The organism is Amycolatopsis sacchari, from assembly GCF_900114035.1.
Classification (GTDB): Bacteria; Actinomycetota; Actinomycetes; order Mycobacteriales; family Pseudonocardiaceae; genus Amycolatopsis_E; species Amycolatopsis_E sacchari.
The window spans coordinates 802,714-824,471 of record NZ_FORP01000001.1 but is presented as its reverse complement, the minus strand read 5'-3'; the positions used below and the strand labels follow the sequence as shown (position 1 = coordinate 824,471).

Below are 21,758 nucleotides of genomic sequence, written 5' to 3'. Positions count from 1 at the left end.
ACATGCCGCTGAAGAGAGGGAATCGGCTCATGGCCGAGCAGGTCGTTGTCATCGGTGCCGGGATCGACGGCGCCGCGGTGGGCGTCGAACTGGCGCGGCGCGGTGCGCGGGTCACGGTCGTCGATTCGGGCCCGCCCGCGGCCGGGACGTCGGGTGCGACCTTTTCCTGGACGAACTCCAACGGCAAGCAGCCGCGGGCGTATCACGAGCTCAGCATCGGCGGGATGCGGGCACACCGGCGCCTCGCCGGGGAAGTGGCCGGCAGCGACTGGTACCACGAGGGCGGCAACCTGGAATGGGGCGATGACGAAACCGAACGGGAACAGCTGCGGCGCAAGGTGGATTCGGTTCTCGAGTACGGATACGAAGCCCGCTGGCTCACCCGCGCGGAGGTGCTTCGCCTCGAACCCGACATCAACCCCGCCGAACTGCCCGCCGAGGGGATCGCCTACTTCCCGTCCGAAGGCTGGGTCGAACCGGCTCGGCTCATCGGACACCTGCTGTCCACAGTAGACATCGAGCGGTGCTGGCACGACGCGGTCACCGGTATCGACGTGGCCGGCGGCCGGGTGCGGTCGGTTCGGCTCGCCTCGGCACGACGGCTGCCCGCCGATGCCGTGGTGAACTGCGCCGGCCCGGCGGCGGCGCAGGTCGCGGCGCTCGCCGGGCTGGAGCTGCCCATGAACAACACACGCGGGGTGCTCATCTACACCTCGCCGGTCGCGGTCTCCGTCGCCCGGGTCGTGCACGCTCCGCGCGTCCACCTCCGGCCGGACGGCGGCGGGCGCTTGTTGCTGCATACGCACGAACTCGACGACGCGGCGGACGGCGCGACCGTGGACGAGGCCGCGGTCGAGAAGGTCGTCGAGGCCGGGTGCGCGCTGTACCCGGGAATCCGGGCGGCGAGCGTCGAGAGCGTACGCGTCGGCGTACGACCGATCCCCGCTGACGGCCTGCCGGTGCTCGGCCGCGCGCGTGAGCTGCCGAACTTCCACTTCGCCGTCTCCCACAGCGGGGCGACGTTGAGCCTGCACGCGGGTGCCCTCGTCGCGGCGGAGGTGCTGGGCGAGGACCGTTCCGAAGAGCTGGCGCCGTTCCGGTTCGAACGATTCTGAAGGAGGACCTGTGGCGACGACAGTCCTGCACGGCTGCGACCTCATCGACGGCACCGGCGCGGAACCCCGGCACGCTGTCGACATCGTGGTCACGGATGACACGGTCCGCGAGATCGTGCCCACCAGGCCGGCGGAAACCTACGGCACGGTCACCCTCGTCGAGGCCTCGGGCCAACTCGCGATTCCCGGCCTGATCAACAACCACACCCACGGCACCGCCTACGGCCCGCTGTTCCCCAGCGGTCACCAGGCCCTGCCGCCCGAACAGGTGCGGGCCAACCTCGACCGGCATCTCCTGGAGGGGACGACGACCGTGCTGTGCGTGGACGGGTTCGTCACCGCCGAGGGGCTCGCGCGGACCAACGACGACCACCCGCTCACGGTCAAACTGGCCTCCTGCAACACCCCGGCCTGCCTGGAAGCGGCGACGGTCGCGGACGGCGGTGGCCTCACCGGCGAGGCGCGTGCGTTCACCGCGCGTCAGGCCGTCGAAGCGGGGCCGTCGCGCTCGGTGAGATCGGCGCCGGGCACACCCTCGGCGGCGGGGGAGCGAGCTACCTGTACATCCCGGCCGAGGTAGCCAGGCGCACCGGCGTGACGATCACCGCCCGGCAGGCGGACGCGCTCAAGGTCGCCGTGCTGGGCAGGCACATCTCGGCCTCCTCGTTCGACAAGGACGCGGTCGAGGAGGCGCTGGAGGGAGCCGGCCTCACCGGGAAGTTGTCCGTCGAGGAGGTCCGGGAGATGGTCTCGGACATCGTGCTGCCCGCCTTCGACATCGCCCTGCACGGGCTCGCCGAGGCCGCGGACTACGCGCGGCGGGCGGAAGTCCCCGTGCTGGTGCACAACGCGGCGGCGTCCATGACGCAGGTCGCGGCGATCGCCAAAACCGGTGTGCCGCTCATCGCCGGGCATTCGAACCATTCGAGTTTCGAGCTGCGGGAGGCGCTCCAGCACGCCGAACGGCTCAAAGAACTGGACGCGACCATCGATGTGTCCACTTTGGACACCTTTGGGGCGCGGCGGCTGACCAACGGGCCGGAGCTGCTGTACGCGATGTTCGAGGCGGGGCTCGTCGACACGATCTCGACCGACTACGCGGGCGGGCACCACGACCCGATCCTCCTCGCGATCGATCGGGCCGGCAAGGCCGGTGTGGTGCGCCTCCCCGCCGCGATCGCGATGGCCACCGCCCACGTCGCCGACGCCATTCCCGGAGTGGCGCCACGACGGGGGCGGGTCGTCCCGGGCGCGGTCGCGGACCTCGTGTTGACCGACCCGATGGAGCTGCCGCGCGTGCGGACGGTCATCATCGGCGGCGAGATCGTGGTCCGCGACGGCGCACGCGCCTGACCGGCGGGAAAGGACGAGACGGTGAAGCGAGCGACCATCGGCGACGTGGCGGCGGCGGCCGGGGTATCGGTGGCGACGGTGTCGCGGGTGCTCAACGGCGGTGCCGTCCGGCAGGCGACCGCGGCCAGGGTGTGGGAGGCCGTCACCAGCCTCGACTACACGCCGAACGCGCTCACCAAGAGCATCTTCGCCGGGCGTTCGAGCACCATCGGCGTGGTCATCGACGATCTGACCAGCCCGTTCTACCTCGACCTGATGCGCGGGATCGACGAGGTCGCCTCCGCCAACGGCAGCCTGGTCATGTTCGCCAACACCTTCCACGACCCCGGCCGCGAGGTCGCGCACGTGCGGACGATGGACGAGCAGCGGGTGCGCGGGCTGGTCGTCACCAGCGGCGCGTCCACCGACGAGCGGACGCGCCGGATGGCCGAAGGGGGCACGCCGTGCGTCATCATCGCGCGTTCGCTGCCGCAGCCACCGCCGCACCTGCATTCGGTCAAGCTGGACAACCGGGCAGCCGGCCGGATGATGGCCGAACACCTGGTCTCGTGCGGGCGCCGGTCGGTCGCGGTGATCTCGTCGGGCCCCCGGCCGTCCCACACCGAACGGATCGAGGGGCTGCGACGGGGACTCGGCGAGGCGGGCCTGGCGCTCCCCGACGACGCCATCGCCTCGGCGGACGCCAACTCGGAAGTGGACGAAGCGATGGCGGCGTTACTGGTCCGCCGTCCGGACGCGATCGTCTGCCTCACCGGCCGCCGCACCGTCGCGGTCCATTCCGCGCTGGCCGCACGCGGGCTCCGCTTTCCCGACGATCTCGCCTTCCTCACGATGGACGATTTCGCCTGGGGCCCGGCGTTGGGCATCACGGTGATCGCGCAACCCGCCTACCGGATGGGGCAACGGGCCGCCGAGCTCATCGTCGAGAACCCGAACCGGGCCGCGCGCCTGACCTTCAAACCTGAACTCATCACCCGCACCTCGTGTGGCGAGAAGGGCTGACCTCGGGTCCTGCCGCCGACGGCGAAAGCGCCGAAGGCATTCCAGAAAGGGGCGATCCATGCCCGTCGGAAAGCGTGAAAAAATTGTCGCCAGAGAACCAGGGCAGTTCGCGGTGCGCATCGGTGGCGCCGCCGGTCAGGTGATCGAGTGGTACGATTTCACCATTTACGGCTATTTCGCCGTTTACCTCTCGGCTCAGTTCTTCCCGGCGAAGAACGACGTCGCGAGCTTGCTGGCCACCTTCGCCGGCCTGCTTTCGACCTTCATTTCCCGGCCGCTCGGGGCGGTCGTCATCGGCCATTTCGCGGACCGGCTCGGGCGGCGCAGGATCCTCGCGGTCACCGTCTTCGGCGCGTCGGGTGCCGTCGCGATCATCGGGGTGCTGCCCCCGGCCTCCTCGATCGGCGCGGCCGCGCCCGTTCTCGTGGTGCTGTGCCGGCTGGTCCAAGGGGTGTTCGCGGGCGGCGAGGTACCCGCGGCGGGCTCGCTGGTGCTCGAGCACAGCGCCCACGGCCGGCGCGCGTTCTCGGCGAGCTGGGTGCAGGTCGGCGCCACCGCGGGGAGCATCCTCGCCCTGCTGGTCGCGACTTTGCTGTCGTCGACGCTGTCCCATGACTTGATGGGCTCGTGGGGCTGGCGGATCCCGTTCCTCATCGCGGCTCCGCTGGGCGCGGTCGGCTGGTTCGTGCGCTCCCGCCTGACGGAGACGCCGCAATTCCGCAAGATCGAGGAGGAGGGCGCCGTCGCCCGCGCGCCGATCGTCGAACTGCTGACGAACAAAGAACATCTGGGCCGGATGCTCCGGCTGCTCGGGATATTCCTGTGCGGCAGCTTCTTCGCGTTCTACGTTTTCCTCACCTATGCCCCGACGTACCTGATCAGCCATACCCGGATCGGGACGGGTTCGACGTTCCTGAGCGCGCTGATCGCGCAGTGTTTCATGATGTGCGTCATCCCGCTTTCCGGTCGGCTCGCCGACCGGGTCGGGCGCCGCCCCGTGCTGTTCGCGGCACAGGTCCTGTTCATGATCATGGCGGTTCCGGCGTTCCTGCTCATGGGCCGGGGCACGTTCGGCTTCGTGCTGCTGGCGCAGCTCGCGATCGTCATCCCGATCGGGCTGCACCAGGCCGTCCAGCTCCCGGTCATGCTGGAGCTGCTCCCGACCCGCGTCCGGGTCAGCGGTGGCGGGCTCGCGTTCGCGATCGCGTCGGCGCTCTTCGGTGGTACCGCGCCGATCTTCGCGGTGTGGCTCGTGGGCCGGACCGGAACCGGGACGAGCGTCGCCATAGCCGTGGTCGTGGCGGCGGCGATCAGTTTCGCCGCCACCGCGCTGACCCCGGAAACCGGCCGTCGCGAGCTGGCCTCCTAGACCGCCGGCTCACCAGGGCAGTCTGCCGTTGTCGTCGAAGAAGCCGCCCGTCGGACACTCCCGCCCGAGGGTGGCCAGCCGCACCACGATCGCGGCGCCCTCGGCCGCGGTCCGGGTCAGCTGGAACGGCAGGCCCTTGGCGAAGTCCGTGTCACACGCGCCAGGCGCGACCGCGTTCACCAGGATCCCCTCGCGTGACAGCGCTTTCGCGTACTGCACCGTGAGCATGTTCAGTGCCGCCTTCGACACCGGGTAGCCCAGCGAACCCGGCATCCGGCTCAGGTAGTGGGTGGCGTCGGTCGTCCACCCCATCGACGCGGTGCCGCTGGAGACGTTCACGATCCGCGCCGCGGCCGAACGGCGCAGCAGCGGGAGCATCGCCTCGGTCACGGTGACGACACCGAACAGGTTCGTCTCGAACACCGCCCGCAGCCCGTCGAGGTGGGCGGAGCCCGGCGCCTGCGCCGCGAGGTCGCCGGCGATGCCGGCGTTGTTGACCAGGACGTCGAGGCGGCCGAACCGGTCGGCGATCTGCTCGGCCGCCGCGCTCACCCCGCGTTGGTCGGTCACGTCGAGGCCGATCGGGTGCGCGGTACCACCCGCCGCGTTGATCTCGGCCACCGCCTCGGCGCCCTTCTCCGGGTCCCGGGCACCGACCACCACCGTCATCCCGAGCTCCGCGAGCCGGCCCGCGACGGCCCGCCCGATCCCCTTGTTCGCCCCCGTCACCAGGGCAATGGTTGCGTCATCACTCACATGATCAGCGAACCACCCGTCGTCCCCCTGGGCCAGGACCGGCTTGATCTCGCTCGATACCCTCGTTGTATGGACGTCCAGACCCGGGAACTGCGCTACTTCGTCACGGTCGCCGAGGAACTGCACTTCGGGCGGGCCGCCCAGCGGCTGGGCATCGCCCAGCCACCCCTGTCCCGGGCGATCCGCCTGCTCGAACAGCGGATGGGCCTCACCCTGCTGGACCGCACCAGCCGCGGGGTCCGTCTCACGGCGGCCGGGGAGGTGTTCCTGGCGGAGGGACGCGTCGCACTGGATGCTGTGGCCGCCGCGGTGCGCCGCGCGCGAAGGGCGGCGGCCACCACTCCGCGGCTGGTCCTGGCGCTCAAACCCGGCAGCGACGCCGACCTGTTGCAGCCGATCCTGGACCGCTACGCCGCCACCCCTGGCGCCGTTCCGGTCGATCTCGCCTTCAGCGTCGGCGAACGCGCCGCGATGGTCCGCGACGGCCGCGCCGACCTCGCACTGCTGCACCGGCCGCAGAACGACCTGAGCGGCCTGGACAGCGAGGACCTCCACGTCGAAGGCCAGGTCGTGGTGCTTCCGGAGGGGCACCCCCTGACCGCCCGCACCGAGGTGTCGATGGCCGACCTGCGCGGTGGCACCCAGCCCCGCTGGCCGGAGTCCCGCCCCGAGGTGACCGGCCCCCTCGTCAGCGACACCGAGCAACTGCTGCAGCTCGTCCGGCTCGGGCGGATGGTCGCGGTGCTCCCGGAATCGATCCGTGATCGCCTGCCACCCGGTACGGTCAGCCGTCCCGTCGTCGACGCCGAGCCGGCCACCCTCGTGATCGCCTGGCACCGGGAGTCCACGTCTCGCCACGTCGCCGCCTTCATCCGCGCCGCGACCTCCGTCAAGACCGAGCTGGAACAGGTCTGACAGGGGACGGCCGGAACCTTGGCAGTGGGGTTTCAAGAGTCAGCCACCGGCTCTGATGCGCTGCGCGGACGATGGTTCCGGGCTCGTCCGCTGACACCGCTCGGCAACGTCTGGAGGCTGCGGAGGCGAAGCTGCTGCGGCTGCGGTCAGCGATCGAGGCAGGAGTTGATCCGGCCGCGCTGGTCGAAGCGATCAACGACGCGCAGGCGCAGCGGGCTCGACGGGGCGCCGAGACGGAACCTGCTGGCAGCCGCCGAGGTATACGCGATGGTCGACTCACTCGGCGTCGTAGGCTGGGAGCTGAACAGGGCCAAGCCGGAGAAGCTGCAACAGCTGGTACGAGAAGCTCGGCCTGGAGATGGTCTGCCAACATGAAGAACGGGCGGGGATGTCTCCATCCGTCCCGCCCGTAGGGTTAGTACCGGTGTCCGAGGGGGAGCTGCACACTAACCACACGACTTGGGCTGTCCAGATGAGACACGGCCGATTTCATCCATGACGGGCCGACTACGCTCGCAGCTTCCGACGACCTTGCGGGGGAGCGCCTCATGCTCGATGAGCCCGGCCCGCTCGGCGCGGGACCATCCCCGCTCGCGCGGGGAGCACCAACTGCTCAAGCAGGTCAACAGGTTCAATCTGGGACCACCCCGCTCGCGCGGGGAGCACGGACAGATCACGGTCACACCGTCCAATGGGGACGGACCATCCCCGCGCCCGCGGGGAGCACTTACGACTGCCGTGGCTTCGGGTGTGGGGGACCACTCCCGCTCGCCCGGGGACAACCGGGTTCCGACGTCGCCCAAGCCCTCGTCGGTCGGACCACCCCCGCTCGCGCAGGGACAACTCCGGTGTTTCGGCGCGCTGCGCGAGCGCGACCGGACCACCCCCGCTCGGGCGGGGACAACTTCAGTGAGGAATCCGCGAGCACGAACTGCGGGGGACCACCCCCGCTCGCGCGGGGACAGCACTTCTTGAACAGGGGGTTTGTGAATCGAAACGATGTTACTTCGGCGGGAGGCCTTTGCGGAAGGTGGCAGTTGTAGCCGTGCCGGTGGTGACGCCTCCTTCGCACGCTGCTTCATTGGGTGCCCGAAGTGACGGCGACGATGGACCGGACGGCGGCTTCGATCTTGCTGGTGTCGGGCACGTCCGCGAAGACGGAGATGCCGACTTTGCGGAGGTGGCAGGCGATGCGGGCAGCCTGGTCGGTGGTCGGTGGTCGGTGGTCGGTTTCCCCGTCGTCGATGCGCCCCACTGCCCGTCGCGTGCTCGTTCGAGGTGATGGCGGGCGCGCCGGACGGAGTCCAGAGTGTCCCGCGCGGGTCCGGGCAAGTCGGCTGGAGGTCAACCCGGTCAAGCGCACTGGTCGCACGCGACCTTGCGCGACGGGCGCCGGGGGGACGGTGAGCTGTTGACTTTCGTGGTGCGCACCAGCCGCGAGGCGAACATCTTCCATTTCGGCGACTCGGCGCTGCGCACCACCAAGGCAGGGCCCTCGGGTTCACCGTGGCGGCTACGTGCAGGAATCGGCCAAGGAGACTGTACCGGTGCGGGAGCTGTTCCCCGCCAGACTTGAGCACCTGCGCCACTGCGCAATCGATGTTCAGTGGCGATTCCAGGAGTCGGGGCGAAGACTCAGCTTGCCGGATTCGGCGCACCTCTTACCGCCAAGGCGAGCATGCCGGCCGCCATCGACGTTGAGGCGCAGGCGGCCTGCAGTTCCTGGATCGCCACACGCGCTCGGGGAAGTACCTGCCGCCGACGCACGGAGCGGTTCCCGTGCTGCGTGGTGCGAGGAGGAAGCCCTGCCTATCGCTCTCCGCCGGGCACCGGCGATCGCGAGTCAGGCTCACGTGGCAACCGGTCCGGCTGTCCGGCTTCTTGTTACACCGGCGGGAAACAAGCCACCGCCGCTACCAACACGTACGACATCTCCGCGTCATGTGGCTGATCGTCGGCGCGCCTCATGCTGAGGACATGATCACGCGCCGGGCTTTGCTGAAGTCGATCGGGATCGCCGGTGGTGCGGGGGTGATGTTCGAGTCCATGCAAGCATTGGGACTCACCGCGCCTGCGATCGCCGCCGCGGACTACCAGGCACCGGCCCGTGGTGGCGGGCACACGAAGGTCGTCATCCTCGGCGCGGGGATCGCCGGCCTCGCCACCGCGTACGAACTCGGCAAGGCTGGCTACAACTGCACGATCCTCGAAGCGAAGAACCGGGTCGGCGGGCGGAACTGGACGGTCCGCGGCGGCACGACCGAGACCGATCTCGACGGCTACAAGCAGACCGCGCGCTTCAGCGAAGGCCAGTACCTCAACGCGGGCCCGGCGCGGCTGCCGCAGTCGCACATCACCCTCGACTACTGCCGGGAGCTGGGCGTCGAGGTGCAGCCGTTCCTCAACCAGAACGCCAACGCGTTGCTGTACTACGACGGCAAGGCGCCGGTCCGCTACCGCACCGCGAAGGCCGACGTCTACGGCTACGTGTCCGAACTGCTGTCGAAGGCGATCGACCAGGGCGCGCTCGACAAGGAGCTGACCGCCGACGACAAGGAACAGCTGCTGACGTTCCTCGAGGACTTCGGCGACATCGGCGGCAAAGCCGACGGTTTCGCCTACACCGGCAGCAGCCGTCGCGGCTATTCGGTCGAGCCTGGCGCGGGCGACACCCCGGGCGTGGTTCTCGGGCCGCCGCCGTCCCTTTCGGAGGTGATCGCCGCGCGGCTCGGGCGGACGTTCACGTTCGAGTTCGAATACGACCAGGCGATCACGATGATGCAGCCGGTCGGCGGGATGGACGCGATCCCGATGGCGCTCTACCGCGCGGTCGGCACGCACAAGGTTCGCCTCGGCGCGGAGGTCACCCGCGTGACGAACCACGCGAACGGCGTCGAGGTCGCCTATCGCGACGCCACCGGCGAGCGCACGATCAGTGCGGACTACTGCGTCGCCGCGCTGCCGCCGCACATCATGGCGCGCGTGCCGACCAACCTCGGCGACGCCGTGACCGCCGCGCTCAAGACACCTACGCTGACACCTGTCGGCAAGATGGGTCTCGAGTACAAGAGCCGCTGGTGGGAGGCGGAGGACCGGATCTACGGCGGGATCACCGAGACCGACCTCGATCTCACGCACGTCTGGTACCCCTCGTACGGCTTCCACGGCAAGCGCGGCACGATCGTCGGCTACTACAACACCGGCGCCAACGCGCGGACCTATGGATCACTGACGCCGGGACAACGGGTCGAGCGCGCGCTCGCGCAGGGTGCGAAGATCCACGGCGACAGGTACCGGACCGAGCTGGCGAACGCGTTCTCGGTCGCCTGGCACCGCACGCCGTACGTCGAAGCGGGCTGGGTCGGCTGGCCGTCGCGCACGACCGGTGAATACGAGCTGTTGAACCAGCCACAGGGCCGCGTCTATTTCGCGGGCGACTGGCTCACCTACTGGATCGCCTGGCAGAACGGCGCCTTCGACTCGGCGCGGAAAGTGGTCACCGCACTGCATTCTCGTGTCCAAGCGGGCGGTTGATCACCAAACAGGAGTGCGGGTAACGGCCGCCGCCCACCACTTCATGGCCGAGCGAGCCAAGAACGAGATCGTCAGCATCGAGGGCGCGTCCCACGCCGCGGTCGCCTCGCATCCGGCCGAGGTCGCCGATCTAGTTGCACTGACCTGTGGGTGGGCCTGCGAGCGGGGTGTGGCCACGGTGATGGTTATAGGTGTGCGGCCAGTGTGGCGGGCAGGTCGACGCGTTCGACGGCGTGGGTGAGCACGAACCCGTCCATCCGGGTCGACCGCATCGCGGGGTCACTCGGATCGCCGGGCGCGCGGTTCACGCCGCGCCCGCCGCCCGAGGAGAACACGGCCGCCTACGTCTCGCACGGCATCAGCTCGGCGCCGTGAAGCGGGCGCGAAGGACTGTCCGGACCGGTCCAATCCGGACGGCGTCGCCGCGTGGGTCCTACCTGATCGTCAATCCACCGTCGACGTGCAGCACTGTGCCGGTCACCCAGCGGGCGTCGTCCGAGGCGAGGTAAACGGCGGCTTCGGCCACGTCCTCGGGTTCGCCGATCCGCTGGGCCGGATACGCGTCGTGGACGTAGTGCAGGTAATCCGCGCGCTGGTCCGAGGTCATTCGCGCGAGGTAGGCGCGTTCGAACGTCGGCGTGCGGATCGAGCCGGGTGCGATGGCGTTGACCCGGACACGCGGACCGAGTTCGTTCGCCAGCGCCTTGGTGAGCGAGTTGAGCGCGCCGCGGGTGGCCGAATAGACCGAAGAGGGGCGCCCGGCGACCATTTTGTCCGCCCAGTAGCTGGAGATGTTCACGATCGCGCTCAGCCGCTCGCGCAGCAACTGGGTCAGCAGCACCGGTACGCGCAGGTTGAGGTGCACCATCGCGTCGAACTGGGGCTTGGTGAGCTCGGACAGCGGCGGCATGTGCGAGACACCGGCGTTGTTCACGAGCACGTCGACGTCCAGGGATCCGGCAGCGGCGACGAGTGCGTCCTCGTCGTTGAGGTCGACGGCGACGGTGCGCGTGTTCGGCAATGTCACGGCGTCGAGCTTGCGGCTGTCGCGCGCGAGAAGCACGAGGTTCGCCCCTTCCCGCGCGAAGGCCGTGGCGATGGCGAGGCCGATTCCCTCGCTGCCACCGGTGATCAACGCGGTCTTGCCGGTCAGGCGATCCATCGGGTCTCCAAGTCGGCCAGCTGGCGGATCCGGGCGGCGCGGATTCCGGCAGTGGCATCGGTGCCGACGGTGAGCCGCAAGGGCGGTTGCGGCAGGCCGACCAGCGCGATGATCGCGGCCGCCACTTCCTCCGGCTCGGTCGGCCGCCGAGCATCGCGCCCCATGCGGCCGAGCCGGGCGGCGAGATCGTCGTAGTCGGCGATCGTCCCGGGACGCTCGCGTTCGGCCCAGCTCCGCCGAAATCCTGTGTTGACGGCGCCCGGTTCGACGATGCTGACCTGGATGCCGAACGGAGCCAGCTCCTCGGCGAGCGACACCGACAACCCTTCGAGCGCGTGTTTGCTCGCCGTGTACGCGCTCATCCCGGGGGCGCCGATCTGACCGGCCAGCGAGCTGATCTGCACGATGTGACCCGAGCGAGCGGCCCGCAGGTACGGCAACGTCGCACGCAGGACGTTGGCGGCCGCGAAGAAGTTGACCTCGAACTGTTCGCGCAGCGCCGAGTCGGACAGCTCCTCGAAGGCGCCCGCCGCCGCATAGCCGGCGTTGTTCACCACGACGTCGATCCGGCCGACAGCGGTGACGGCCCCGGCGACAGCCCGCCGGACTTGCTCAGGGTCGCTGATGTCCACGGATTTCCTGCTGATCGCGAACACCTCGTCCCCGGCCGCGCGGACCGCGCGCACCAGCGCCGAGCCCAGTCCTCCGGACGCACCGGTGACCAGCCAAACTCGTTTTCCCATGCCCCCACGCTAGACGGAGAACCCCTCTCCGTCTAGCGTGGGGGCATGGCTGGACTGCGGGCGGACGCCCGGCGAAGCGAGGCGGCACTGGTCGCGGCGGCGCGAAAGGCGGTCGCGGAAGTCGGGCTCGACGTGTCGACCAACGAGATCGTCAAGCGGGCCGGTGTCGGGCCGGGCACGTTCTACCGGCGCTTCCCGTCACGGCAGGCGCTGCTCGAGACGATCCTGCTGGAGGTCATCGGCGAACTGGAGGACAAGGCGCGAGCCGCGCTCGAGGATCCCGATCCAGGCCGGGGTTTCGCCCGGCTGTTGCGGGCGTTCACGCTGTCCCAGGTGGAGAACAAGGGCCTGTCGGACGCGCTGGCCGCGCAGGGCGGAAGTCCCGAGGCCGACAAGGCGCGCGACCGTCTGCGCGATCTCATCCGCCGGACGACCGAACGGGCGCAGCGGGCCGGCGCCGTGCGCCCGGACCTGTCGTGGACCGACGTGCCGTTCCTCGCCGCCGCCGCGGCGGGGATGACGCAGAACTGTCTGGACCTCCAAGCCGGTGCCGCACAACGAGACCGGGTGCTCGCCGTACTCCTCGCCGGAACTGCGAATTCCGGCCCCGAACTCCCCGGGGAAGCCGCCGCCTTCGCAAAGTGACGCGGTAGCCGATTCCTTAGCGGACGAGGCGGAAGAACCCGCGCACTTGGTCGACCAGCGACTCCGGCTGCTCCAACGCGGCGAAATGACCGCCTCGCGGCAGTTCCTCGAACCAGCGCAGGTCGGTGAACCGCAGCTCGGCCTCCCGCCGCGACGGGCGGGTGATGTCGCGTGGGTAGACCGAGAGCCCGGATGGCGCGGTGACGGTGTCCCGGAAGTTGGCGAAGCTTTCCCAGTACAGGCGCGCCGATGAGGTGGCCGACGCGGTGAACCAGTAGACCGAGATCTCGTCGAGGATGGTCTGCCGTGACAACGCGTCCTCGGGGTGTCCGTTGTTGTCCGTCCAGGCCCAGAACTTCTCGGCGATCCAGGTGGCCTGGCCCGCCGGGGAATCGGTGAGGCCGTAGCCGAGGGTCTGCGGCCGGGTCGACTGGATGGCCGAATACCCCCGGCCGGTGCGCTGGAACTCTTTCTCGGCCTCGAGGTTCGCCAGCTCCGCGGGTGTCGGGTCGTCGAAGGTGCCCGCCGCCACGGACCCCAGGTTCAGGTGCACGCCGGCGACGCGCTCGGGCGCCACCTCGCCCAGCGCGCCGGACACCGCCGAACCCCAGTCGCCGCCTTGCGCGCCGTACCGCTCGTATCCCAGCGAAACCATCAACGTGTCCCAGGCGCGCGCGATGCGCGTGACGTTCCACCCGGTCGTCGACGGCTTGTCACTCCAGCCGTATCCGGGCAACGACGGCGCGACCACGTGGAACGCGTCCGCCGGGTCGCCGCCGTGTGCGCGCGGGTCGGTCAGCGGGCCGAGGATCTCCAGGAACTCGAGCACCGAACCCGGCCATCCGTGCGTGAGCACGAGCGGGAACGCGTCCGGTTCCGGTGATCGGACGTGCAGGAAGTGAATGCCCAGTCCGTCGATCGTGTCGCGGTACTGCGGGAAGGCGTTCAGCCGCTCGGCGAACCCGAAGTCGTAGTCCTCGGCCCAGCTGCGGCAGAGCTCCTGCGCGTAGGCCAGCGGCACCCCCTGCGACCAGTCGTCCACCGGCTCGGGCTCGGGCCATCGCGTCCGCCGCAACCGTTCCCGCAGATCCGCGATGTCGGTTTCGGTGATGCTGACCTTGAATGGCTCGGGGGCCATGGCGGGCTCCTTTCCGGTCACGGGGTTATCGGATGCCGGCACCGGGGCGCCGGGTCAGGCTGAGGACGAGTCCGGTCAAGGGAAGTGCCGCGAGCATGGCGAGGGCCACCGGCACCGGCGCGATGCCGGACAGACCCGCGACCGCGGCCGGGCCGATCCCGCCACCCAGGTTGATCACGAAGGTGAGCAGGCCCTGTGCGGTGTCCCGATCGTGCGCGGTGACCAGTTCCGGTGCGAGACCCACCAGCACGGCTTGGGCGCCGGCGAATCCACACACGGTCAGCGCCACGCCGACGACAACCGGGATCGGCCCGGTGAAGATCGCGATCACGAGCACGCCGACGGCGGTGAGTGCCGCGAGCCCAGCCGACACCTGCCACGCGGTGAACCGTGCGGACGCGGCGCCGGCCAGCCGCCCTGCCGGTACCGAGCAGGCGGCAGCCGGAACCAGGAGCACGCCGGCTTCCAGGGCGCCACCGCCGGTGGCCTGCTCGATCAGGGACGGGGCGAGGAACAGGACGCCGTAGTAGCCGGCGAAGACCGTCCCGCCGATGAGCCCGGCTGGCAGGAAGCCGGGGGCGGTGATCACCCGCCGGGGCACGAACCCCCCGGGCGTGCGCCGCACGCGCCACCACAGTCCCGCGGCGGCGAGCGCCCCGGCGGCAGCCACGACGAGCGTGACCGAAGTGGACAGACCGACCGAATGGGCCTGCAGCAACGTGATCAGCGAACCGGCGAGCACCGACAGCACGGCCGCGCCGACGATGTCGAGTCGCTCGGCCGAGTTGTTCCCTTCCCTGCCACCGTTCCGCGTCAGTGCGCGCCTACCCGGCACGGCGGCCAGCAGGAGGGGGAGTGCGAGGACCGGGATCGCGAGCACGGCACGCCACCCCAGCCAGGCCGTCACCGCCCCGCCCAACAGCGTCCCGCACCCCGACGCCGTGGCGCTGGCGGCTGCGACGATTCCCAGCGCGCGAATCCGTTCCCGCCGTGGAAGCGCAGTGGCCGCGGCGAAGACGGCGATCACGGTCGTACCCGCCCCGGCGCCACCGATCAGCCTGCCGATGATCACGACTGCCAGTGTCGGGCCGAACGCCGCGAGCGCCGAGCCCGCGGCGAGTGCCACGACCCCGGCGACGAGTACCAGGAAGGGGCTCCGCCGGGCCATCAGGCGACCCGCGACCGGCATCGCGAGCGCGGAGGTCAGCGACCACGCGGCGAGAATCCACGCCGTGGCCCCGAACGGCACCCCCAGCGCGCGGCCGATGACCGGCAGCGCCACCGACGGTGCGCCCAGTGCCACGTACATCGGCAGCACCAGCAGGCCAAGCGCCAGCCCGAGCCGGCGTCCGTCCGGGGCGTGTCCCGATCCGTCGCGGAGGACCCTTCCAGACGGGATCGCCTGCGGCATCGCCATCTCCTCCGGGGTACGCTGTGACATGTAAAAGCTAGAACGGGTGTCACGTTATAAGGCGGCGAGGAGACACGTCAAATGCTTGACGCGTGTTACAACCCATCGGCGGTCCAGGCGGCCGTCGATCTTGCGAACACCTTGAAGCCGGTCAAGGGGGAGGACGAGCTCGAGACCGTGGAGCAGCTGCGGGACTTCCTCGACGAGCATTCCCCAGCCGAGCCCGCGGACCACGGAGCCGGCCGGCGGTGGCGTCTCACCCGCGCCGATTTGGCGGAGGTCCGCGCGTTGCGCGAGACGGTGCGTGCCGTGCTCGAACGAGCGAACACGGACGCGGTCGAAGCCGCGGCCCTGATCAACGACGGTCTGCGCCGCAGCCGCGCCACCCCGGCGCTGCGCCACGATCACGACCGTTGGCGGATCGAGATCACCTCCGACACCGACCGCTGCTGGACGCACCTGGCCGCGACCACACTCAGCGCACTGGCCTCCGTGATCGCCACGCTCGGTCCGGCCCGCCTCGGCGTCTGTGCCGGCCCGGCCTGCCGGGCGACTTTCGTGGACCTCTCGCGCAACGGGTCGAAGCAATACTGCACACGAACCTGCGCACACCGGGCCAGCGTCACGGCCTACCGGAGCCGGCAAAGCGCGCGTTGAGTCCCGGCACGGCCCTGTCGGGCAGGCGCCGGGTTTGGGTGTCCAGACGATCGCTGATCACGGCGGCTGACCCTCGTCGCCGGGCGATGTTCCGTGTGCTGGAACGCCACGGGCACGCGGACCCGGTTCGCCGGCAGCGTCAGCGCTCGGCCTACACCGCCTCGCCGTCCGCCGCGGGAATCGCGCCGCGGAACGACGTTGATCGGCCAACTGTTTGACTCTGATGGGGTGGGTTCGTCGAGTGGGCGGTGTCCCCCGTGAGCGTCGATGCGGTTCCGGTAGGCGCCGTAGACGCGGCGGGTGTCGTCGGTGACCGCGGCTGAGACGATTGGGATGTGCTCATGGAAGGTGGGCATCGTTGGCCGGGCGGCGGGCGTCGTGAGGAGGTCCTCGGGGGACAGGCCCAGGCGGGTCAGCAGCAGGCGCGCGGCGTGCAGGTCGCGCTGGCGCCGGCCGCTCTCGGCGCACGGGTGACCGTGGTGGCTCGTCGAACGGACCGTCTCGACGCGATCGTCGGCAAGACCGCCGCCATTGGTGGCCAGGCTCTCGCCGGGCGCGCCGACATCACGGACGAGGAACAAGCTCACGGTTTGGGCGACATCCGCCGGACGCTGATCAACCCCGACCCGGCGGACAAGGCGGAGGTCTACCACCCTGGAAAACGAACAGTGCGAGTCGAGACGAATCTCGACCCGCACAGTTGGGGTTATGGGAAGTGTCCGAGGGGGAACTGACCCAAGTCCCCAGCCTGGTGTATGCGACCAACCTGCAGCTTCCTTGACGGTGACTGTGCCCTGCGTGTGCGGCGTAGCGCTTCGCTTACGTGCTTGGCCACAAGGGCTGGAGCGCGCGCCGCGGCCCGGGCAGAGCTCGGGGGTCAGGGGTAGGGCGTTGCAGGCGCTGTTGGACGCCTATTTGCTGCACAGCGAGCTCGTGACGAAGGTAAATGTTCCCGGCGCCGAATGCTCCTGAGGCCGCTTCGATCAGGTGGGAAGTCTGGTTCGCGCTGGTCCACGAGATCATCGAGTAGGTCTGTCCGCACCGGCGAAGGTCGGTGCGGACGGGCAGCTCCTGCTGCGACGTGACCGTCGAGGGGGTCCCTGGAACTGTCGGGTCGTCCGGGATCGAAACGACGTCGTGTGCGTTCTACTGGCGCACCGGCCCTGCCGGCCAATCTGACGGCGCTACCTGGCCCGGACGGCACAGCAGGCGGGCCGCCCCATGGCCGATCGATGGATTACTCGGCAGGCCGTGGCACACAACTACTAGCTGACCGAGCTGTGGCGGCTGCTGGAGTACTACGAGGGGTGCGGCCGGGAGCGCCTCGAAGATCTTGGCCGTCAGGCCCGGCCCGCGGTTCGTCGTGTGCGTGGCGCCGCTTTGCGTTCGTGCCAGCGACGCATCATGGCGCGGGTCTCCTCCTTGAGGAACTGGATGAGCTCGAGTGTTTCGGTCAGCCGGTCGGCTGCTGGTGACTCGCCCAGGACGGCGATGCCTTCGCGGAGGTCGGCCTCGCCCCTTTCGAGGAACGGGTTCGCCGTGACTGTGGACTCGTACCACGAGCTGTCGACGACGTAGGCGTGGCGGCGCGTCCCGGGGTCCCGTTCGGTGCGGATGAGGCGGAGCTGGACCAGGTAGCGGACGGCACCCGAGACCCCGCCGGTGCTGGCGCGCAGGCGTCCGGAGAGTTCGGCGGCGGTCATCCGCCCGCTCTCGCTGACCAGCAGCGTCGCGAAGACACGGGCGGCCAGACGGGGAAAGCCGGTGTCGGTGAGGGTGGCGGCGAAGCGTTCGGCGAACCGGCTGACCTCGTCTCTCTCGTCTTCGCGCACGGCGCCCCCTTCGGTCATCTCACCGCCACCCTACCGCACGAACTTTCAATAAATTCTGAAATCTGGTGTAGGTTGTGGTCAGGTGGCGGGACGGAGGACGGATGAACCAGCGAGCCAGGGAACGGACGCTCGGGCAACGGCTCGCCGACCTGCTGTGGACGAAGTACGCCCGGCTGCCCGCCGCGACGACCGGCTACCGCACGACCCGTGACGTGCGGATCCCAATGAGAGACGGTGTCGACCTGCTCGCGGATCTCCTGGAGCCGGAAGGGCCGGTGTCCGGAACGATCCTCGTCAACTCGCCCTACGGCTACAACGTGATGGGCATGGCGATGACCGGCGGGCTGTTCGCCCGCCGTGGCTACCGGGTCCTGCTGGTCCGGTGGCGGGGCACGTTCGGGTCGGGCGGAACCTTCGAACCGCACATGCGGGAGGCCGACGACGCGGCCGACATCGTCGCCTGGATGCGCGAGCAGCCGTGGTTCGACGGGCGCTTCGCCGCGCACGGCTTCTCCTCGGTCGGCTTCGCCGCCTGGGCTCTGCTGAAGGATCCTCCGCCGGAGCTGGTCACCGCCGTCATCGCGCACGCGCCACACGACTTCCGCGCGCTGGTCTATACCAATGGAGCGTTCACGCTCAGCACGGTGCTGGAGTGGTCGTTCGTCACGACCCAGCAGGAGAAGCCGATCCTGTCCCGGATGCTCGCGGTGCTGTCCGCCCGGGGCCGTGTCAAGAAGGCCTTGGCGGGTCTTCCGCTGGTGGACGCGGCCGAGAAGCTGATGGGCGGACAGGCACCCTGGTATCGCGAGTGGGTCAGCCGGCGGGACCTGGACGACCCGTGGTGGAAGCGCGCGGACCTGACCGGTGCGCTGGACCGTGCGCGCGTCCCGGTGCTGCTGCAGGGTGGCTGGCAGGATGGTTTCCTCCGCCAGACGCTGGCGGGGTACGCGCGGCTGGCCGAACGGGGCATCGATGTCGGGCTCACCCTGGGCCCGTGGACGCATGCGCAGGGGGGCGCCGAGGGCGCCCGTGTCCTGCTCCCCGAAGCCCTCGCCTGGTTCGACGAGCACCTGGCCGGATCGGGGGTTCAGCACCGGGTCACGCCCGTCAAGGTGTTCGTCAGCGGCCCGGGCGAGGGGTGGCGCGACCTCCCGGCCTGGCCACCCCCGACGGTCGAGCAGGTCCTGTACCCGCGCTCGGGCGAGCTTCTGGCCACGCGGCCGGCGGAGCCGGGAGAGGTGGGCGGGTTCACCTATGACCCGGCTACGCCGACGCCCACCTGCGGTGGCCCCTTCGTCACGCAGGTTTCCCCTGGTATCACCGCTGGTTACACCGACGACAGCGCGCTCGCCTCGCGTTCCGACGTGCTGGCCTTCACCTCGGAGCCGTTGACCGCGCACCTCGAAGTCCTCGGCAGCCCCGTGGTGGAACTCGGTCACCGGTCCGACAACCCCTTCGCGGACCTGTTCGTCCGTCTGTCCGAAGTGGATACTCGTGGCCGCTCGCGCAACATGAGCGACGGGTTCGTCCGGCTCGACCCGTCGGCGCCCCCGGAGGTGGTCCGGGTCGAGCTTGACCCCGTCGCGCACCGGTTCGCGCGGGGCAACCGGCTTCGGCTGATCGTCGCGGGCGGGTCGCATCCGCGCTGGGAACGCAACCTGGGTACCGGCGAGGACCCGGCCACCTCGACGAGAATGCTGCCGTCGCACCGGACGATCGACCTGTCGGCCTCACGGGTGGTGCTTCCGGTGGCGCCGGTCTAGCCACCGCGGAGGTCCGGGATGGGGGCCGGCGTGCTGGTGGGCCGCGGGCGAGCGAGCAGGAGGTGATCGCCGGCCGGCTGGCCTCATGCGGGTGCGGTGGTGCTCCGCGGGCTTGCTGGTGCGGGCAAGTCCGCTCTGATGGAAGTGGTTGGACCGGGAGTCGGTGGGCGTCCTCGACCTCGCGTCAGTTCGCGCCGTGAGCCGCACCGGAGTCGGCCAAGCGGCCTCGGGCCTCACGGCAAAGGCCGGAAGTCCCTAGGCCGTGCACGCCCGGCGGACGAAGCATGGGCCGAAAGCCCGGCGAAGGAGACGAGACATGGCGACGCGAGTGGCGATCAACGGGTTCGGCCGGATCGGGCGGGACGTGCTGCGGTGCGTGCTCGCCGCTCCCCGCGAGGACATCGAGGTGGTGGCGGTGAACGACCTGGTGCCGGCGGAGACGCTGGCGCACCTGCTGGAGTTCGATTCCACCTACGGTCACCTCGGCACGCCCGTACACGTGCGCAAGTCGGCCATGGTGGTCGGGACGCAGACGGTCCACGTGACCGAGGAGGCCGACCCGGCACGCCTGCCGTGGGGCGAGCACGACGTGGACGTCGTGATCGAGTCCACCGGCCGGTTCCGCACCCGCGAAGCGGCCGCCGCGCACCTGACGGCGGGGGCGCGGAAGGTGATCGTGTCCGCGCCTGGCAAGGGGGTCGACGCGACGATCGTCATGGGGGTCAACGAGGACGCCTACGATCCGCACCGGCACGACGTGGTCTCCAACGCCTCGTGCACCACCAACTGCGTGGCGCCCATGGCGCAGGTGCTGCACCGCGCGTTCGGGGTGCGGCGCGGTTTCATGACGACGATCCACAGCTACACCAACGACCAGTCGCTGCTGGACGGCCCCCACAAGGACCTGCGGCGCGCGCGGTCGGCGGCGGTCAACCTGATCCCGACCAGCACCGGTGCGGCGCGGGCGATCGGCGAGGTGCTGCCCGAACTCGCGGGCCGGCTGGACGGCGTGTCGGTGCGGGTACCCGTCGAGGACGGTTCGCTGACGGACCTCACCGTGGAGCTCGAAGAACCCGCCACGGCCGGGCAGGTGAACCGGGCGTTCGCGGAAGCCGCGTCGGGCGGGCTGAAGACGGTGCTGCGCTACACGGACCGGCCGATCGTCTCGCGGGACATCGTGGGTGATCCGGCTTCGTGCGTGTTCGACTCGAGCCTGACGAAGGCGGACGAGAACCTGGTGAAGGTGTTCGGCTGGTACGACAACGAGTGGGGCTACGCCCACCGCACGCTGGACCTCGTCGAGCTGGTCGCCGCCTACCTCGGCTGACCGGTGCTGCGGGAGGCGCTGCGCACCGCCCGGCGACCTGCCGTGCGGCTGGTCCTCGACGTGGTGCTGGCCGCGGGCGGCATCGGGATCGCGGTGTGGCGGGTCGCGCCGGCGCTGACGACCGTCGGTGACTTCGGCACGCGGTTCGCCGCGGTGCGCTGGCAGTGGGTGGCGCTCGCCGTGGCCGCCGCGCTGTCGTCGTTGGCGGCCTACGGTGAGCTGCACCGCCGCCTGCTGGTCACCGCCGGCGCGCGCGTGCCCGTGGGAACGGTGCAGGCCGTCAACTTCGCCGGAAACGCCATCGCACAAACGATGCCGTCCGCCGGGTCCACCGCCGGCGCCGCCTACACCGTGGCGGCACTGCGCGCGCGAGGTGTGGACACGGCGGCGTCCCTCTGGTCGGCCACGGTGGCGGCGCTGCTGTCGGCGGCGGTGCTCGTCGTGCCCGCTCCCGCGATGCTCGCCGGCGCCGGTGTGCTCGGCTGGCCCGCGGCACTGGGACTGGTCGCGTTGTTCGCGGCGCTCGCGGTTCTCGGTTCGCGGTTGGTTCACCGGCCCGCGGCGGCGCACTGGGCCGCCCGCCGGGTTTTCGCGTTGGTGCGGCACGTTCCCGCGCTCCGCAACGGCCGGTGGGTGCACGCTGGGATCAGTCCGCTCGACGAACTCCTCGGCCGGTTGGCGCGGTTCCGCCCGTCCGCGAGGGCGTGGTCGGGGTTCGCCTCCTGGGCCCTGCTCAGCTGGGCGCTGGACTACGTCGCGCTGGTCGCCTGCGTCCTGGCGAGCGCCAGCACGGTGCCCTGGCTCGCGCTGGCCGCCGGCTACCTCGCGGTCCAGGTGAGCATCGGGATCCAGCTCACCCCGGCCGGTGCCGGACCGGCGGAGACGGGTCTGCTGGCCGCGTTGGTGGCCGGGGGACTGGCCGCACCTGGGGCGGCGCTGGCGGTGGTGCTGTACCGGGCGATCACGTGGCTCGGGCTGACCGCCGCGGGCTGGCTCGTCTTCGCTGTTCACGCGGTGCGGACGGACGGCAGGTGAG

At 70.4% G+C, this 21,758-nt stretch carries 21 protein-coding genes; 14 read left to right on the top strand and 7 right to left on the bottom strand.

From position 1 onward, the window contains the following. Positions 1-29 precede the first annotated feature (29 nt). Genes BMZ92_RS03920 through BMZ92_RS03905 form a run of 5 tightly spaced genes read left to right on the top strand, consistent with a single transcriptional unit; the run spans position 30 to position 4,839 of the window. On the top strand, positions 30-1,115 hold the full coding sequence (locus BMZ92_RS03920) for an NAD(P)/FAD-dependent oxidoreductase (RefSeq protein WP_091504236.1): 1,086 nt from the start codon (positions 30-32) through the stop codon (positions 1,113-1,115). A 10-nt stretch (positions 1,116-1,125) separates the two neighbouring features. After that, positions 1,126-1,695 (top strand): hypothetical protein, encoded by a 570-nt coding sequence (locus BMZ92_RS37980; protein WP_245782867.1) that lies wholly within the window; start codon positions 1,126-1,128, stop codon positions 1,693-1,695. Positions 1,696-1,709: 14 nt separating this feature from the next. Beyond that, positions 1,710-2,468, top strand: coding sequence for a hypothetical protein (locus tag BMZ92_RS03915; protein WP_342743456.1), 759 nt, complete (start codon positions 1,710-1,712; stop codon positions 2,466-2,468). 21 nt (positions 2,469-2,489) lie between these two features. Continuing rightward, positions 2,490-3,470, top strand: a complete 981-nt coding sequence (locus BMZ92_RS03910) for a LacI family DNA-binding transcriptional regulator (protein ID WP_091504235.1) — start codon at positions 2,490-2,492, stop codon at positions 3,468-3,470. A gap of 58 nt (positions 3,471-3,528) precedes the next feature. Beyond that, positions 3,529-4,839, top strand: a complete 1,311-nt coding sequence (locus BMZ92_RS03905; protein ID WP_091504234.1) for an MFS transporter — start codon at positions 3,529-3,531, stop codon at positions 4,837-4,839. A 9-nt stretch (positions 4,840-4,848) separates the two neighbouring features. On the opposite strand, the gene BMZ92_RS03900 is transcribed toward BMZ92_RS03905, so the two are convergent. Beyond that, positions 4,849-5,595, bottom strand: a complete 747-nt coding sequence (locus BMZ92_RS03900) for an SDR family NAD(P)-dependent oxidoreductase (protein ID WP_177228524.1) — start codon at positions 5,593-5,595, stop codon at positions 4,849-4,851. A 69-nt stretch (positions 5,596-5,664) separates the two neighbouring features. On the opposite strand from BMZ92_RS03900, the gene BMZ92_RS03895 reads away from it, so the two are divergent. Beyond that, a complete protein-coding gene (locus tag BMZ92_RS03895) occupies positions 5,665-6,510 on the top strand; it encodes a LysR family transcriptional regulator (protein WP_091504232.1) in 846 nt (281 codons plus the stop codon). 1,078 nt (positions 6,511-7,588) lie between these two features. Here the strand turns inward: BMZ92_RS03895 and BMZ92_RS37240 are convergent. Further along, a complete protein-coding gene (locus BMZ92_RS37240) occupies positions 7,589-7,765 on the bottom strand; it encodes a hypothetical protein (RefSeq protein WP_177228523.1) in 177 nt (58 codons plus the stop codon). Positions 7,766-8,487: 722 nt separating this feature from the next. On the opposite strand from BMZ92_RS37240, the gene BMZ92_RS03890 reads away from it, so the two are divergent. Together BMZ92_RS03890 and BMZ92_RS37235 are read left to right on the top strand one after the other, a co-directional pair. Further along, positions 8,488-10,044, top strand: a complete 1,557-nt coding sequence (locus BMZ92_RS03890; protein ID WP_218153379.1) for a flavin monoamine oxidase family protein — start codon at positions 8,488-8,490, stop codon at positions 10,042-10,044. A gap of 204 nt (positions 10,045-10,248) precedes the next feature. Then, positions 10,249-10,419, top strand: a complete 171-nt coding sequence (locus tag BMZ92_RS37235) for a hypothetical protein (RefSeq protein WP_177228478.1) — start codon at positions 10,249-10,251, stop codon at positions 10,417-10,419. A 58-nt stretch (positions 10,420-10,477) separates the two neighbouring features. On the opposite strand, the gene BMZ92_RS03880 is transcribed toward BMZ92_RS37235, so the two are convergent. Together BMZ92_RS03880 and BMZ92_RS03875 are read right to left on the bottom strand one after the other, a co-directional pair. After that, positions 10,478-11,206, bottom strand: coding sequence for an SDR family NAD(P)-dependent oxidoreductase (locus BMZ92_RS03880; protein WP_091504230.1), 729 nt, complete (start codon positions 11,204-11,206; stop codon positions 10,478-10,480). Continuing rightward, positions 11,194-11,949 (bottom strand): SDR family oxidoreductase, encoded by a 756-nt coding sequence (locus tag BMZ92_RS03875; RefSeq protein ID WP_091504229.1) that lies wholly within the window; start codon positions 11,947-11,949, stop codon positions 11,194-11,196. The genes BMZ92_RS03880 and BMZ92_RS03875 overlap by 13 nt, the downstream gene beginning before the upstream one ends. A gap of 45 nt (positions 11,950-11,994) precedes the next feature. Between BMZ92_RS03875 and BMZ92_RS03870 the strand changes: the two genes are divergently transcribed. Continuing rightward, positions 11,995-12,594, top strand: a complete 600-nt coding sequence (locus BMZ92_RS03870; protein ID WP_091504228.1) for a TetR/AcrR family transcriptional regulator — start codon at positions 11,995-11,997, stop codon at positions 12,592-12,594. A 16-nt stretch (positions 12,595-12,610) separates the two neighbouring features. On the opposite strand, the gene BMZ92_RS03865 is transcribed toward BMZ92_RS03870, so the two are convergent. Continuing rightward, positions 12,611-13,732, bottom strand: a complete 1,122-nt coding sequence (locus BMZ92_RS03865) for an epoxide hydrolase family protein (RefSeq protein ID WP_091504227.1) — start codon at positions 13,730-13,732, stop codon at positions 12,611-12,613. 25 nt (positions 13,733-13,757) lie between these two features. Continuing rightward, entirely contained in the window at positions 13,758-15,173 is a 1,416-nt protein-coding gene (locus tag BMZ92_RS03860) for an MFS transporter (RefSeq protein ID WP_091504226.1), read from the bottom strand. Positions 15,174-15,224: 51 nt separating this feature from the next. On the opposite strand from BMZ92_RS03860, the gene BMZ92_RS03855 reads away from it, so the two are divergent. Continuing rightward, a complete protein-coding gene (locus BMZ92_RS03855) occupies positions 15,225-15,800 on the top strand; it encodes a CGNR zinc finger domain-containing protein (RefSeq protein WP_091504225.1) in 576 nt (191 codons plus the stop codon). A gap of 431 nt (positions 15,801-16,231) precedes the next feature. Then, positions 16,232-16,534 (top strand): hypothetical protein, encoded by a 303-nt coding sequence (locus BMZ92_RS37230; RefSeq protein WP_177228522.1) that lies wholly within the window; start codon positions 16,232-16,234, stop codon positions 16,532-16,534. A gap of 606 nt (positions 16,535-17,140) precedes the next feature. Here the strand turns inward: BMZ92_RS37230 and BMZ92_RS03845 are convergent. After that, entirely contained in the window at positions 17,141-17,650 is a 510-nt protein-coding gene (locus BMZ92_RS03845) for a GbsR/MarR family transcriptional regulator (RefSeq protein WP_091504224.1), read from the bottom strand. A gap of 83 nt (positions 17,651-17,733) precedes the next feature. Between BMZ92_RS03845 and BMZ92_RS03840 the strand changes: the two genes are divergently transcribed. The 3 genes from BMZ92_RS03840 (at position 17,734) to BMZ92_RS03830 (ending at position 21,757) form a co-directional block, all read left to right on the top strand. Continuing rightward, the gene (locus BMZ92_RS03840) at positions 17,734-19,395 is read left to right on the top strand and encodes a CocE/NonD family hydrolase (RefSeq protein WP_091504223.1); all 1,662 of its coding nucleotides are present in this window, start codon (positions 17,734-17,736) and stop codon (positions 19,393-19,395) included. A gap of 316 nt (positions 19,396-19,711) precedes the next feature. Then, positions 19,712-20,722 carry a type I glyceraldehyde-3-phosphate dehydrogenase gene (gene gap, locus BMZ92_RS03835; RefSeq protein ID WP_091504222.1) on the top strand — a complete coding sequence of 337 codons (1,011 nt, stop codon included), beginning with the start codon at positions 19,712-19,714 and terminating at the stop codon, positions 20,720-20,722. Between the two features lie 3 nt (positions 20,723-20,725). After that, positions 20,726-21,757 carry a lysylphosphatidylglycerol synthase transmembrane domain-containing protein gene (locus BMZ92_RS03830; protein WP_091504221.1) on the top strand — a complete coding sequence of 344 codons (1,032 nt, stop codon included), beginning with the start codon at positions 20,726-20,728 and terminating at the stop codon, positions 21,755-21,757. Position 21,758 lies beyond the last annotated feature (1 nt).

Bases quoted from the DNA above. Each gene is read 5' to 3' on its own strand.
- BMZ92_RS03905 (WP_091504234.1), top strand. From the start codon at position 3,529: ATGCCCGTCGGAAAGCGTGAAAAAATTGTCGCCAGAGAACCAGGGCAG.
- BMZ92_RS03855 (WP_091504225.1), top strand. From the start codon at position 15,225: ATGCTTGACGCGTGTTACAACCCATCGGCGGTCCAGGCGGCCGTCGAT.
- BMZ92_RS03875 (WP_091504229.1), bottom strand. From the start codon at position 11,949: ATGGGAAAACGAGTTTGGCTGGTCACCGGTGCGTCCGGAGGACTGGGC.
- BMZ92_RS03880 (WP_091504230.1), bottom strand. From the start codon at position 11,206: ATGGATCGCCTGACCGGCAAGACCGCGTTGATCACCGGTGGCAGCGAG.
- BMZ92_RS03840 (WP_091504223.1), top strand. From the start codon at position 17,734: ATGAACCAGCGAGCCAGGGAACGGACGCTCGGGCAACGGCTCGCCGAC.
- BMZ92_RS03890 (WP_218153379.1), top strand. From the start codon at position 8,488: ATGATCACGCGCCGGGCTTTGCTGAAGTCGATCGGGATCGCCGGTGGT.
- gap (WP_091504222.1), top strand. From the start codon at position 19,712: ATGGCGACGCGAGTGGCGATCAACGGGTTCGGCCGGATCGGGCGGGAC.
- BMZ92_RS03845 (WP_091504224.1), bottom strand. From the start codon at position 17,650: ATGACCGAAGGGGGCGCCGTGCGCGAAGACGAGAGAGACGAGGTCAGC.
- BMZ92_RS03895 (WP_091504232.1), top strand. From the start codon at position 5,665: ATGGACGTCCAGACCCGGGAACTGCGCTACTTCGTCACGGTCGCCGAG.
- BMZ92_RS03920 (WP_091504236.1), top strand. From the start codon at position 30: ATGGCCGAGCAGGTCGTTGTCATCGGTGCCGGGATCGACGGCGCCGCG.
- BMZ92_RS03860 (WP_091504226.1), bottom strand. From the start codon at position 15,173: ATGTCACAGCGTACCCCGGAGGAGATGGCGATGCCGCAGGCGATCCCG.
- BMZ92_RS03870 (WP_091504228.1), top strand. From the start codon at position 11,995: ATGGCTGGACTGCGGGCGGACGCCCGGCGAAGCGAGGCGGCACTGGTC.
- BMZ92_RS03865 (WP_091504227.1), bottom strand. From the start codon at position 13,732: ATGGCCCCCGAGCCATTCAAGGTCAGCATCACCGAAACCGACATCGCG.